This window comes from Suipraeoptans intestinalis, from assembly GCF_034091795.1.
Classification (GTDB): Bacteria; Bacillota; Clostridia; order Lachnospirales; family Lachnospiraceae; genus Suipraeoptans; species Suipraeoptans intestinalis.
The window spans coordinates 54,596-68,038 of sequence record NZ_JAXFXH010000013.1 but is presented as its reverse complement, the minus strand read 5'-3'; the positions used below and the strand labels follow the sequence as shown (position 1 = coordinate 68,038).

General features: G+C 48.2%; 10 protein-coding genes. 4 read left to right on the top strand and 6 right to left on the bottom strand.

Annotation, left to right across the window (positions count from 1 at the left end; genetic code table 11):
• Positions 1–132: 132 nt before the first annotated feature.
• The 4 genes from SOW26_RS04575 to SOW26_RS04560 all read right to left on the bottom strand — a co-directional run bounded on the left by SOW26_RS04575 (position 133) and on the right by SOW26_RS04560 (position 5,712).
• Positions 133–1,575: an ATP-binding protein gene (locus tag SOW26_RS04575; protein ID WP_276959319.1), complete on the bottom strand. Its 1,443-nt coding sequence runs from the start codon at positions 1,573–1,575 to the stop codon at positions 133–135.
• A 38-nt stretch (positions 1,576–1,613) separates the two neighbouring features.
• On the bottom strand, positions 1,614–3,278 hold the full coding sequence (gene rlmD / locus SOW26_RS04570) for a 23S rRNA (uracil(1939)-C(5))-methyltransferase RlmD (RefSeq protein WP_320651967.1): 1,665 nt from the start codon (positions 3,276–3,278) through the stop codon (positions 1,614–1,616).
• A gap of 123 nt (positions 3,279–3,401) precedes the next feature.
• Positions 3,402–4,343 (bottom strand): 3'-5' exoribonuclease YhaM family protein, encoded by a 942-nt coding sequence (locus SOW26_RS04565; RefSeq protein ID WP_320651966.1) that lies wholly within the window; start codon positions 4,341–4,343, stop codon positions 3,402–3,404.
• A 124-nt stretch (positions 4,344–4,467) separates the two neighbouring features.
• A complete protein-coding gene (locus SOW26_RS04560; protein ID WP_276959313.1) occupies positions 4,468–5,712 on the bottom strand; it encodes a S1C family serine protease in 1,245 nt (414 codons plus the stop codon).
• Positions 5,713–5,831: 119 nt separating this feature from the next.
• Between SOW26_RS04560 and SOW26_RS04555 the strand changes: the two genes are divergently transcribed.
• The 3 genes from SOW26_RS04555 to SOW26_RS04545 are packed head-to-tail and all read left to right on the top strand — an operon-like array spanning position 5,832 to position 10,352.
• A complete protein-coding gene (locus tag SOW26_RS04555; protein WP_320651965.1) occupies positions 5,832–8,207 on the top strand; it encodes an endonuclease MutS2 in 2,376 nt (791 codons plus the stop codon).
• A gap of 11 nt (positions 8,208–8,218) precedes the next feature.
• Positions 8,219–8,929, top strand: a complete 711-nt coding sequence (locus tag SOW26_RS04550; protein WP_276959309.1) for a response regulator transcription factor — start codon at positions 8,219–8,221, stop codon at positions 8,927–8,929.
• A gap of 7 nt (positions 8,930–8,936) precedes the next feature.
• Positions 8,937–10,352, top strand: a complete 1,416-nt coding sequence (locus tag SOW26_RS04545; protein ID WP_320651964.1) for a HAMP domain-containing sensor histidine kinase — start codon at positions 8,937–8,939, stop codon at positions 10,350–10,352.
• Here the strand turns inward: SOW26_RS04545 and SOW26_RS04540 are convergent.
• The gene (locus SOW26_RS04540; RefSeq protein WP_320651963.1) at positions 10,349–11,533 is read right to left on the bottom strand and encodes a substrate-binding domain-containing protein; all 1,185 of its coding nucleotides are present in this window, start codon (positions 11,531–11,533) and stop codon (positions 10,349–10,351) included. The genes SOW26_RS04545 and SOW26_RS04540 overlap by 4 nt on opposite strands.
• Before the next feature lie 210 nt (positions 11,534–11,743).
• Between SOW26_RS04540 and SOW26_RS04535 the strand changes: the two genes are divergently transcribed.
• Complete coding sequence (locus tag SOW26_RS04535; protein WP_154476767.1) at positions 11,744–11,914, top strand: DUF362 domain-containing protein; 171 nt, start codon at positions 11,744–11,746, stop codon at positions 11,912–11,914.
• Positions 11,915–12,089: 175 nt separating this feature from the next.
• Here the strand turns inward: SOW26_RS04535 and dnaB are convergent, their stop codons facing one another.
• Complete coding sequence (gene dnaB, locus SOW26_RS04530; protein ID WP_154476768.1) at positions 12,090–13,442, bottom strand: replicative DNA helicase; 1,353 nt, start codon at positions 13,440–13,442, stop codon at positions 12,090–12,092.
• Between the last annotated feature and the right edge of the window lies 1 nt (position 13,443).

The following is a 13,443-nucleotide window of genomic DNA, read 5'->3' as shown; positions in this document are numbered from 1 at the left end:
GTTCTTCTCAACTCTTCTGCGTTCTTCTCAACTCTTCTGCGTTCTTCTCAACTCTTCTGCGTTCTTCTCAACTCTTCTGCGTTCTTCTCAACTCTTCTGCGTTCTTCTCAACTCTTCTACGTTCTTCTTAAATTAGAATTTTAGAGTATAGTATTGTGTACGATCGTTTTGCGAAGTACCATGCCACTCTAATAAATCTTTATCAGCAAGATTTTTAAGTAACTTCCTACAAAATGTTGAACCTTTTTCAATAAGTTCTGTTGCCACTTTTGTAGTTATTTTTTGTCCACTATTATACATAAAATGTATAATGGTTTTTTCATCTTGACTTAGTTTATCAAACACCTCCTCAGAGATTTTGCCTTTAATTCTATCTATTGTTCTGATACTTCTATTTAAAATATTATTTTCTAAAACTAATAAAACACTACTGTTAGGTTCTGCATATTTAGGCTTCTTTAGAAACAACTTTTCCATTTCAGAATATATTCTCTTAACGCCTTCATTCATTTCTTTTACCCATCCAAATTCACATAAAGTTCTTGCAATTCTTGGATTCCTTGAATATCTTTGATTTAGAATATTTTCTACGGTTACAATATTAGGTAGTAACCCGGGACTAAGTATTTCTAGCCTATCGTCAAATATTAACACCTTAATATGCTCCCCTCGGATTGCATAATTTCGGTGAGTCAAAGCATTGACTATTCCCTCAAACCATGCAAATTCTGGATATTCTGGCATTATTTTAAATTTTCCATCTTTATCTAAATATTGGAAATCTCTTAGTTGCGTATTAATAAATTCTCTTGCTTCTCTAATAATGTTAGGTATCGCTTTATCAAATGTTTTTTCCTTAATTATATTTATTTCTGTACCAACCTTTTGATACATTCCACTATATTTAATAACTCTTAGTCTTGCCTGTGGTAAAAATTTAGAAGGGTTTTTCCCAAATAGCAAAAGCCCCGCATTAGTCAGTTTTCCATTAATCATTAAATTTCTAGCTTTCAACACTTCTTCGCTAGAAAGTTCATCTATATTCAAAATCTTCTTATAATCATCTATTAGTACATCATCTATATCATCTATGCTTGATAATTGAACAACTTCATCCTCAAAATACCTTTGCCCTCTATCATACTGTAATTGAAGAATCTGCTCAAAATTTAATTCTATAGATCTATCATTTTGTCGAAGAAAAACTTTTCCATTATAAGATTTTATAACTCTATCTGCAGAAACATCTACAGATATGACCAATATCTTATCATCAATACCTTTATTATTTTTTACATCTAAAATATTAAATTGGGGATTTATTGGAGTTTCTTTTAATTCAGTTAGAAATATATTTCTATACTCATCAATCGAATGAGCACCTTCATAATTAAAGCCCGTAATTATCCCGTCGTCTTCAATCCCTATCACTAATTGCCCACCCTCTGCATTGGAAAATGCAACCAGATGCTTTAAAATGTCTAAAGGTTTAATTCTAGCGCTTTTTCTGTCAAAAAATTGATTCTCATTTTCAGAACAGTAAAAGGATAATTTATTCAATACATTAGTATTCATTATTTTCTCCTCAACTTAAACATATATTTAGTATAATACTACAACATCTTAAAATGCTTCAACGCATCTAAAATAGCTTCTTCTTTTTCAATTGGACACTGTGGAACTTTCTGGTTCTCGTTCTTTGGAATATTATAGTGTTCCTTAACTTCTAAACCATGCTTTTTCTTAACTTGTGTAATGTACAGAGTAGATACTTTAAACCTAAACTTTTCCAAAACATAGTTTTGAATTTGTTTATATGTTGCCTTACCTTCAATACTTGTTAAATCTATATCATCCATCGTAAGTTCTACACTAATATATTTCTTAGAATCTAGTTTGGAAAGCAACACGATTGCCTCCACATGCACACTATTTGGAAACTGATCCACCGGCTGTACTTTTTCCAGCCGATATCCCCGCTCTTCCAGAAGCTTCACATCCCGCGCCAGGGTGGCGGAGTCGCAGCTGACATACACCACTCTCTCCGGCGCCATATCTGCGATTGTTTGAAGCAGACTTTCCTCGCAGCCTTTTCTGGGGGGATCCACCACGATCACATCTGCCTGCGCTTTCCTTCCACATTCTCCTTCGTGATTCCTATAATATTCCGGCAGGATCTCTTCCGCTTTTCCTACATAAAATGTCGCATTTTCTATTCTATTGATCCTTGCATTCTCTTTGGCATCCTCGATCGCCTGCGGTACGATTTCCACTCCATAGACCTGTCTGGCTTTTTTTGCCAGAAACAGGGAGATCGTTCCAATTCCGCAGTAAAGATCCCACACTACTTCCTTTCCCGTCAGTCCCGCATAATCCAGGGCGGTCTGGTAAAGCCGCTCCGTCTGAACAGGGTTCACCTGATAGAAAGACAACGGCGAGATCCTGTACTGCAGCCTTCCGATGTAATCTGTGATCGTCGGGCTGCCCCAGATAGTCCTGATCCTGTTTCCCATAATCACGTTGGTTTTTTCTGTGTTGATGCTAAGAGAGATGCTTTTCATTCCTTTTATCTGCTTTAGAAGCTCCACCAGCTTCTCCTTCTGCGGAAGCTGCCTGCCGTTGATCACCAGGCAGACCATGATCTCTCCTGTGACAAACCCTTTTCGGATCAGCACGTGACGGACCAGACCCTCGTGACGTTCCTCCTCGTAAGGCGGAATCTGATACCGTTTCATGAACCCTTTTATCTGTTCCAGTATAACGGCATTTTCCTCCACTCCCAGCATGCAATCCTCTATGGGCACGATACAATGCGTCCGTCCCGCATAAAATCCTGTGATGATCTCTCCATTCTTATCTTTTCCCACCGGAAACTGCGCCTTATTCCGGTAGCGCACCGGCTCTGCCATTCCCAGGATCGGCTGCAGGATCCTTTCCAGCCTTGTCCGCTGGATCCCTCCAATGCGGATCAGATTATTTTTCACTTTTTCCTGTTTAAATTCCAGTTGATACGCATACTGCATCTCCTGGATCTGACAGCCGCCGCACTGTCTGGCAACCGGACAGACTCCTGCTGTTTCCCGTTTAGGCGATGGACTGATCAGCCTCATCAGTCTGCCATACCCATAATTTTTCTTCACTTTGGTAACTTTTACCTCTGCCACGTCGCCGATCACAGTATCTTTGACAAAGAGAGGGTAGCCGGCCACTTTGCCGATACCCTCTCCATTTACTCCCATATCCTCAATGACGAAAGAAACCACTTCATTCTTTTTCATGATGCTCTACCTTTTTACTTTCCCTCTCATTCTTTTCCAAACCAAAATCACCTGGTGAAGCTGACATCGTTCACAAATAACGCCTCAGCCCTCCCGACAGCCAGCATGCCGCCTGATTCCGGACTAAATCACCGTTTTTCGTAGATTGGATTCAAACAGCCGCTGATAGCCCAGCCAGTCATTTCCCGGTTTATCCTTGAAGATTTCCGTCAGCGTCTGCATTTTTGCATCGGTACTGTCTGCAAAATTTAGCGCCAGGGCCTCTGCCAGCGCCGGTTTTTTCGGCGATCCATACTCCAGCTCTCCATGGTGAGCGATCACACAATGTTTTAATTCACTTGCCAGACGATCCGGGAATCCCGGAATCGAGCGGACTGCCTGGCTGATCATCTCTACGCCGATGATGATATGCCCCAGCAGCTGCCCGTCGTCTGTATAATCATTTTCCGGAAATGCCGAAAGCTCCTTCGTCTTTCCGATATCGTGGCAAAGCGCCCCTGCGTACAGCAGGTCGCGATTTAAAATGGGATAAGCTCCCACCATGTATTCGCAAAATTTTACCACACTCAGGGTATGCTCCAGCAGCCCTCCCGCAAATCCATGATGCACACTTTTTGCCGCAGAATGCCCCTTGAAAATCCGGATAAATTCCTCATTCTTCACAAAATAATATTCCACTGCCTGCCTAAGGTAGGTGTTTTCGATCTGACGAATGTATCCCAAAAGCTCCTGATACATGCCCTCCGTGCTTTTTTCGCTGGTAGGCATATAATCTGCCGGAAGGTAGTCCCCTTCCTCCGCCCGTCTGATCTGGCGGATATTCAACTGGAGATTGTTGTTGTAGCTGATCACATCTCCAAACACCTCTATAAAGTCCATCTCGCCGTAATCCGCAATCCCGCTGGAATTCGGATCCCATACCTTTCCGTCCAGGATTCCGGTTTTGTCTTGCAGCAGCAGATTATCATACGGCTTTCCGTTGCGGGTTTCCGCCGTCCGTTTTCCTTTGCACAAATAGATATTCCTGATGGTTTCTCCTTCTCGCAACGTGTTGATATATCTCATTTCTTCGTCCTTTCATTCCTTCGTCTGTCTGTTTCCGTCTGTCGTTTTCTTCCGGTTCTGCGCCTTACTTTCTTCTGATTTTCAACGCTTCTGTGCTTCCGGTCTTTTCAGTCACGGCTCTATACTACTCCTGTTTTCCCACCGTAACCTCAAACTCTATGTCCACATACCCCTCCGCCCCCTGGCGCAGGCCCTTCAAGCGGACCTTCTCACCTGCGTTCAGCTTCAGCAGGCAATTCCTGTATTCTGTCAGAATCGTTACCTTCTCCGTTCCGATCCCCGTCAGGATATCTCCATTTTGGAGTCCGGCCGCCATCGCCGGAGATCCCGGCATGACCTCCTTCATATAAATGCCTCTTGGCACTCCCTGCTCCTGAATCTCTTCCGTCACTTCCAGCCCGCAGATCCCCAGGTAGGGAATTCCCTGTCCGTTAGAAAGAAGTTCCATAGTCCGCTTCAAGTCGGAAATCCCATAGCCTGCCACCAAAGCACTGTCCGTAGATGCTACCGACTGGTCGATCACCCCTACGATTTCTCCTTTCAGGTTCACCAGCACTCCGCTTCCTTCCTCCCCTGCTGCAATATCTGTCTGCAGGATCCCATAGCTTCCATCTACCCGGGACACCCGGTTGTCCTTGGACATGATGCCGCCAACGCCCATACTCTGCCCATCTCCCAACGGACTTCCCAGCGCAAGCACCGGTTCTCCCAGCTGTATAAAATTAGAGCTTCCCAATACCGCCACTTTCAACTGCTTCATGGTAGACGACTTCAGACGGCTGGTCTCCACGGCATAGATCCCCATACCCAATCCTTCGTCCTTCTGCTTCAGGGTGACGCTCCGCTTGCTCCCATCTGAAAAAACAGCCTGCAAAGACGCTCCCTCTGCAGCCGCCATCGTTTTTCCCCAGATCAGGATCTCCCTTCCGTTATCTGCCACCACGATTCCCGTGATGCTGTGTGTCTGTGCCGTCTGCTCTGTCCAGTCTTCCTTTGACGTTAGGATACGGATCTCCACCACCGATCTTCCGGCTTCTTTTGCCACTTCTCCCAGTGCCTGCTGCATCTGCAGATAACTTTCCGAGTCCAGCTCCTGCGGCTCCTCCTGCCCGGGCGCTTCTTCCTCTTTTGGGATCGTCACTTCTTTTATCCGGGAGGATGACAGCCTGTTTGTCCACGCAAAACCAAGACTGGCTGCTATCCCAAACACCAGTCCCCAGCCTACCAGGCGGATCCATCGCTTTTTCAGCGCTCTCCACCGTCCGTTTTCGTCCTTGATCACTTCCTGAAGGAAGGAGTATTCCCCGCTTTCCCCAGAAGTCTCATCTCCCGTGTTCTGCTCCTCCTTCGGGCGGCTGTCCTCTTCCATAAACAACTCCTTCTTTTTTCAAACTTTACATTTTAGTATACCCCATGCCGTCGTTTTCTTCAACATTTTCTCCTTTCCTTTGCCTTCCAAATAAGGTAGAATAGGCATGGGTGAACGATATGAATGAAAAAACATTAAACAAACTGGAATATCCAAAAATCATAAAACGACTGACGGAACTGGCCTCCTCTGCCTCCGGCAGAACCTTGTGCCAGGCTCTGACGCCGTCCGTCGATCTTGCAGAAATAGAAACGGCACAGCAGCAGACCGGCGCCGCCTTTTCCCGGATCATAAAAAAGGGACGCCCTTCTTTTTCCGGCGTCGTTCCTGTAATAGATTCCGTCCGAAGGCTGGAGATCGGCGGAGCATTAAGCGCCAAGGAGCTGCTTTCTCTTTGCCGTCTTCTGGAAACCGCAGCCCAGATCAAGGCTTATGGCAGAGCAGAAGATCCCGATCAGGAGCCGGACTGTCTCTCTGTCTTTTTTGACAGCCTGGAGCCTTTGACTCCTCTGTCTTCTCACATCCGTTTCTGCATTTTGCAGGAGGATGAGATCAACGATGAGGCAAGCAGCAACCTGAAGCAGATCCGCCGGCAGATTTCACAGCTGAACGACCGTGTCCATTCTGCTCTGGCCTCCGTCTTAAACGGCTCCTCCCGGCAATATCTGCAGGAGGCCATCATCACCATGCGGGGAGACCGGTACTGCCTCCCGGTAAAGGCGGAATATCGAAACCAGATCCCGGGGCTGATCCACGATCAGTCTGCCACCGGCTCTACTATTTTTGTAGAACCCATGGCTGTTGTACGGCTGAACAACGATCTGAAAGACCTGTTTGCCAAAGAACAGGAGGAGATCCAGATCCTCCTGGCCACTCTCAGCCAGGAAGCGGCGCCTTACGCTTCTTTGATCCTCTCCGACTTTCAACTGCTGACCCAGCTGGATTTTATTTTTGCAAAAGGAGCGCTGGCCCTTGATATGAATGCCTCCCTGCCCCGTTTCAACACAGAAGGCAGGATCCATATCCGCCAGGGAAGGCACCCTCTTCTTCCCGCCGCCTCTGTTGTTCCTATCACCGTCACTCTCGGCGATGCCTTCCATCTTCTGATTGTGACCGGACCCAATACCGGCGGAAAAACCGTCTCCCTCAAGACGGTAGGGCTGTTTACTCTGATGGGGCAGGCAGGGCTTCATATTCCCGCTTTAGACCGTTCAGAGCTTGCCCTGTTTCGCTGCGTCTATGCTGACATCGGAGATGAACAGAGCATTGAACAAAGCCTCAGTACTTTTTCCTCCCATATGACCAACATCGTATCCTTCCTGGAAGAAGCAGACAAAGATTCTCTGGTTCTGTTTGACGAATTGGGCGCCGGGACGGATCCTACAGAGGGCGCCGCTCTGGCCACAGCTATTTTAAAGCATCTTCATCAGAAGCAGGTTCGCACCATGGCAACTACCCACTACAGTGAGCTCAAGGTGTTTGCCCTTACCACAGAGGGTGTGGAAAACGCCTGCTGCGAATTTGACGTAGAAACATTAAGACCCACTTACCGCCTTCTGGTGGGGATCCCCGGAAAAAGTAACGCCTTTGCCATCGCTTCCAAGCTGGGACTGTCCGGGCAGGTCATAGACTCTGCCAAACAACTTTTAAGCCGGCAGGACGAGGCCTTTGAAGATCTCCTTTCCCGTCTGGAACAAAACCGCCGGACCTTACAGGAGGAAAAAGAACAGATTTCTGCTTACAAAAAAGAGCTGGAGCTTTTAAAGTCTCAGGCTCTCTCCCAGCAGGAAAAATTGGACGCACAGAAAGACCGTATTCTTCGGGAAGCCAAAGAAAAAGCACGACTGCTTCTGGAGGAAGCCAAGGATGTTGCAGACGAAACCATCCGCAATTTCCACAAATTCGGAAAAGAAGGGATGTCTGCCTCTGCAATGGAAAAAGAACGGGAAAAGATCCGAAAGCAGCTCTCTTCCGTCCAGCCCTCCATGCCCGCCGCCTCCCGAAAGAAGAAGCCTCAGGATCCTGCTTCCTTCAAGCCGGGAGAAAGTGTGCGCGTCATCAGCATGAACCTGACCGGAACCATTACCTCCAAACCTGACCCAAAGGGTAACATATCGGTACAGATGGGAATCTTTAATTCTCAGGTTCCTCTCTCCGACCTGGAACTGTTGGAGGAGCCGGTTTCCTATTCTGCCAAAAAGCTTCATACCACCTCCAAAGGGAAGCTGAAAATGGGCAAATCCTTCTCCGTCCGCCCGGAAATCAACCTGTTGGGACTGACGGTAGACGAGGCGGTCGCCCAGCTGGATAAATACCTGGATGACGCGGCTCTGGCCGGCCTGTCCCCGGTGCGTGTCGTCCACGGAAAAGGAACCGGAGCCTTAAGAACCGGCATCCACAGCTATCTCCGCCGTCAAAAACGTGTGAAAAGCTTCCGTCTGGGCTCCTTTGGAGAAGGAGATGCCGGCGTGACCATAGTCGAATTAAAGTCCTAGGAGGAGTTACCATGAACAAGCAGAAAATTCTGATCGTAGATGATGACGAAAATATTGCCGAGCTGATCTCCCTTTATCTGACCAAGGAATGTTTCCATACCCACATGGTTCATGACGGAGAACAGGCTCTGTCTGCCTTTGACAGCTACCGGCCTGATCTGATCCTGCTGGATCTGATGCTCCCCGGAATGGACGGGTACCAGATCTGCCGGGAGATCCGTTCCCGCTCCTCCGTTCCTATCATCATGCTTTCTGCCAAAGGAGAAGTGTTTGATAAGGTGCTGGGGCTGGAGCTGGGCGCAGATGATTATGTCATCAAGCCTTTTGATTCCAAGGAGCTGGTGGCTCGCGTCAAAGCAGTCCTGCGGCGGTACACCTCTCCGCTTCCCACCTCTTTTTCTGAGGAGAAAGGAAAGTATGTAGAGTATCCCGGAATCTGCATCCACCTGACCAATTATTCTGTCATGATGGACGGTACTACGGTAGAAATGCCCCCAAAGGAACTGGAACTTTTATATTTTCTCGCCGCCTCCCCCAATCAGGTATTCACAAGAGAGCAGCTTCTGGATCAGATCTGGGGCTATGAATATCTGGGAGATACCAGAACGGTGGATGTCCACATCAAGCGGATCCGGGAAAAAATAAAGGACCACGATACCTGGAGGATCAGCACCGTCTGGGGGATCGGATACAAATTTGAATGGAAGCCGGAAAAGAAATGAGGTTTTTATGAAAAGTACACTCCATCTGAAATTTCTGATCGTCTATATCATTTTTGGATTTCTTTGCCTGTTTACCACAGCGATCCTGACGCCGGAATTGATCACAGCTCCGTCAAGGGACTATGTGGCCTCCGGCATGTTTCAGGAAGCCAGCCTGATGTCCAGCGACTATTTTCCTCTGTATTTTTCTGAAAAAATCGACGCCGGAGACCTGCATCTGCAGCTAAATGCCATGCAGACCCAGCTGGATGCAGCCGTCTGGTTTGTGGACCGGGACGGGACGCTGATCGCCTCTTCCCGCCCGGAGAACTACCCGGCCGCCCCTGCCTCTGTTCCTGATTTCGATCCGGTGGAGGCCGGAGGCGCCAAGTATCTTCTGGGAGACTATCACCAACTGTTTTCCCAGGATGTGATCACCGTCATCGCCCCGGTTCTGTCCGGTTATACACCGGGAGGGTATCTGGTTCTGCACAAATATGCTTCTGATGTGGGAGGGCTGACGCACCTGTTTCTCAGGGGGATCTCCATCCTTCTGATTCTGGTATTTTTCTTTTCCTTCCTGATCCTTCTGGCCTTTCATTTTTTTGTTTACCGGCCTCTCCGAAAGATCACCGAAGCTGCCACTCAGTATGCTACCGGCAACCTGGAACATGAGATCCTGGTCACTTCCCAGGATGAAATGGGATACCTGTCTGCCTCCCTGAACTATATGTCCTCCCGGTTACGGGACGCCGGAGACTACCAAAAACAGTTTGTTGCCAATGTTTCTCATGATTTTCGTTCTCCTCTGACCTCCATCCGGGGCTATGTCACAGCCATGGCCGACGGTACGATCCCACCGGAGCTCCACGAGAAATATCTGAATATCATCCTGTTTGAAACGGAGCGTCTCACCGATCTGACAAACGACCTTTTGATCCTGAATGAATACGATACCAAAAACCGGATCCTGAACCGGGAAACCTTCGACATCCATCAATGCATCAAGGAGGTTTCCGCCTCCTTTGAAGGCACTTGCACCCGCAAGAAGATCTCGATCGAGCTTCTGTTAGCCACCAAGTGCCTGCTGGTGTATGCCGATAAACGAAAAATCCAGCAGGTGCTTTACAACCTGCTGGACAACGCCACTAAATTCAGCGACGACAATTCCTCTGTCGTCATCGAAACGACGGAGCGGGGGGACAAAGTATATCTCTCCGTCAAGGATGACGGAATCGGTATTCCCAGAAACGCTTTGAACAAAATCTGGGATCGTTTCTACAAAACCGATCTTTCCCGGGGAAAGAACAAAAAAGGAACCGGCCTGGGGCTTTCCATCGTAAAAGAAGCCATTCAGGCACACGGTGAAAACATCCATGTGGTCAGCACGGAAGGCGTGGGAACAGAATTTACCTTCTCCCTTCCGAAAGCCCCCGCTTCCTAATACAGGATCTGCTGTACGCTTTTTTCTTTCAGATTCTTTTTCGTCACCCAGGTATAGCCGGTATTGACTTCTGCCTCGTTTCCCAGCCCCAGGTAGGCTCTTGCCGCCGCTATCACCGTCGCATATCCCATTCCAAACGGATTCTGCACGATCAGGCCTTTTATTTTTCCTGCCTCTAATTCCTGCAGATTCCTTTTCGTTACGTCAAAGCCGATCACCGACAGATCCGTATCGGTCCTTTCCATGGCCTCCAGTACGGCAGGTACCGCTGATCCGTCCATAATAAAACAACCCTTCGCTTCCGGATTCTTCTTCAAAAGATAATCCATTGTCATCTCCTGGGAAATACTGTCCGGCTGTACTCCCTCTTCCGTCTTCTCTACCCCTTCCGGTTTCTCGTAGGTTCCGTTTTCTATCTCCTGAATCATTCCTTCCTTTTGTTCTTCCAGCCGGTTCAGGTAGTACACTCCCGCCACCGGAAGGTTGGGATATTCCGCCGCCGCAGTCTGAAATCCCTTCTCCCGCAGGAGCAAGGATTCCGCCCGAAAATCTGATGCAAATACCAGGATGCTTCCGCCCTCCGGCAGTTCTTCCGCCATGTGGGCCGCCGCTTCCCCTGCCGCCCCTTCATTATCCGTCGCTACCATGGACATCAGGCCCTCATAGGAGTTCCCCGAATCAAACGCAATGATGGGGATATCATTCTCTGCCGCCATATCGAACTGTACGGTCCCCGCCTTTACGTCGGCAATAGCGATCCCCACTGCGATGGGATATCTTGCGATCTCCTCGTCCAGAATATTGATCTGCTCTTCCACGTTGTTTTCTGTGCCGGATCCGCTATATGTGACTTTGATCTTTTCTTTTCCCGTATATCCCAGGATCCTGTTCAGATCCTCCTTTGCCGCCTCGGCTCCTTTTTCCACGGTATTCCAGAAAGGTCCGCTTTCTCCCTTTCCGATCACAGAGATGTAGGCGCCCTTTTCCAGATTCAACCCTTCTGCATTGCTGTAGGCAGCCGGCTGGATCATTTGCAGCCACGCCTGTCTTTTGATCTCCTCGCTGCTCACCTTTGTTTTCTGTCCGTTATCTGATGCCATGTCCTCCTGAATCCTGCAGCTGCATAACAGCAGGCTCATCCCCAAAAGGACTGCAAGAACGCCGGCCATTCTCTTTTTCATTCTAAAACTCCTTCCAATCTGTCTGTTTCTGTGACAAATTTTCTACTCCAACACTATACACCAATTTGACCGGAAAGTCTTGAAATTTTTCTTAATTTTTCCGGTTTGACTGTCCTTTCCCTTGTATATTTGCCTGTTTTGTATTATGATAAGTCAAAGGAAATCTAAAAAGATTCCCTATTCTTCATTATGAAAAAGGAGGTTTTACCAATGGCACATGTAATTAGCAGTGATTGTGTAAGCTGTGGAGCTTGCGAGCCGGAATGTCCAGTTGGAGCGATTTCTCAGGGCGCTGATCAGTACGAAATTGATGCAGACGCTTGTATTGATTGCGGAGCCTGTGCTTCTCAATGTCCTACAGGATCCATTTCTCAGGCTTAATTGATCCTGAATGAATGACCGGAACCGCCACAGGGCGTGTTTCGGGATTGTGGGTGATCGCCCGGGTTTCAGATGGATTGGGACTTTGGCGCATCGCCATTATAAAAAAGATATTACTCGGAAGATGCCGGTAATATCTTTTTTATTTGGATGGATAGGATAATATCCCTCTTGTTTACTTCTCCCTGACTTCCTCCCGGACCATATTGGCAAATCTGGTATATTCTCCCAGCCACACCAAACTGACGGTTCCCACCGGACCGTTTCTCTGCTTTGCGATAATAACCTCCGCCTCCTTTTTATGCTCGGAGTCTTTGTTATAATATTCGTCCCGGTAAAGAAACATCACCACGTCGGCGTCCTGCTCAATGGCTCCGGACTCCCTCAAGTCCGAAAGCAGCGGTCGTTTGTCATCTCTGCGTTCTACCGCACGGCTTAGCTGTGACAGTGCGATCACCGGCACATTCAATTCTCTTGCCAGTCCCTTCAAAGCCCTTGAGATATCAGAAATCTCCTGCTGTCTGGATTCAGACGCCCGTCCTGTCCTGCCCGTCATCAGCTGCAGGTAGTCGATGATCACCAGATCCAGCCCATGCTCCAGCTTATATTTTCTGCACTTGGAGCGAAGCTCTGAAATAGAAATTCCCGGCGTGTCATCAATGATCAGGCCGGAGGTTCCGATCACTCCGGCTCCCTCGATCAGCTTTTCCCAGTCAGTATCCTGCATATTTCCGGTACGCAGCCTCTGTGCATCCACATTGGATTCCATGGCGAACAGACGGTTCATCAGCTGCTCGTTCGACATCTCCAGACTGAAGATCGCCACCGCCTTCCCTGAACGGAAGGCAACATTTTGCGCCACATTCAGCACAAACGCCGTCTTTCCCATGGAAGGCCTGGCCGCGATCAGGATCAGATCCGACGGCTGAAGTCCCGACAATTTGTAATCCAGGTCGTGAAAGCCGGTAGGGATTCCCGTCACACTCCCCCTGTTTTTCGCCGCTTTTTCAATCTTCTCCAGCGTCCGCATCACCACCTGCCGAATGGGAACAAAGTCCTTGCCACCCTTTCGCTGCAGCAGCTCGAACATCGACTTTTCTGTCTGCTCCAGGATCACATCCAGAGGCTCCTTGCCCACATAGCAGGTGTTGGCAATTTCTTCATTCAAACGGATCAGCCTGCGCATCAGTGCCTTCTCCGCCACGATCTCCGCATAATATTTGACGTTTGCCGAGGTAGGCACCGTCGTGATCAGATCCCGCACAAATTCCATGCTGGCCACCTCGTCCGACACGTCTTTTTCCTTCAGCCGTTCCTGAAGTGTTACCAGATCTACCGGTCTTCCCTCGTTGAACAGCTCCACCATGGATTCAAACACGATACCGTAGGGCGTCTGGTAGAAGTCCTCCTTGCTGATCAATTCTGCTGCCGTCATAATGGCATCCTTATCCATCAGCATGGAGCCTACCACAGAGGCCTCCGCCTCCACGCTGTGCGGCATCGCTTTTTTTGCAAGCGCTTCTTCCATG

What these genes read in the sequence shown, in the direction of transcription:
- SOW26_RS04575 (WP_276959319.1), bottom strand. Translation starts at nt 1,575, where the DNA reads ATGAATACTAATGTATTGAATAAATTATCCTTTTACTGTTCTGAAAAT.
- rlmD (WP_320651967.1), bottom strand. Translation starts at nt 3,278, where the DNA reads ATGAAAAAGAATGAAGTGGTTTCTTTCGTCATTGAGGATATGGGAGTA.
- SOW26_RS04565 (WP_320651966.1), bottom strand. Translation starts at nt 4,343, where the DNA reads ATGAGATATATCAACACGTTGCGAGAAGGAGAAACCATCAGGAATATC.
- SOW26_RS04560 (WP_276959313.1), bottom strand. Translation starts at nt 5,712, where the DNA reads ATGGAAGAGGACAGCCGCCCGAAGGAGGAGCAGAACACGGGAGATGAG.
- SOW26_RS04555 (WP_320651965.1), top strand. Translation starts at nt 5,832, where the DNA reads ATGAATGAAAAAACATTAAACAAACTGGAATATCCAAAAATCATAAAA.
- SOW26_RS04550 (WP_276959309.1), top strand. Translation starts at nt 8,219, where the DNA reads ATGAACAAGCAGAAAATTCTGATCGTAGATGATGACGAAAATATTGCC.
- SOW26_RS04545 (WP_320651964.1), top strand. Translation starts at nt 8,937, where the DNA reads ATGAAAAGTACACTCCATCTGAAATTTCTGATCGTCTATATCATTTTT.
- SOW26_RS04540 (WP_320651963.1), bottom strand. Translation starts at nt 11,533, where the DNA reads ATGAAAAAGAGAATGGCCGGCGTTCTTGCAGTCCTTTTGGGGATGAGC.
- SOW26_RS04535 (WP_154476767.1), top strand. Translation starts at nt 11,744, where the DNA reads ATGGCACATGTAATTAGCAGTGATTGTGTAAGCTGTGGAGCTTGCGAG.
- dnaB (WP_154476768.1), bottom strand. Translation starts at nt 13,442, where the DNA reads ATGGAAGAAGCGCTTGCAAAAAAAGCGATGCCGCACAGCGTGGAGGCG.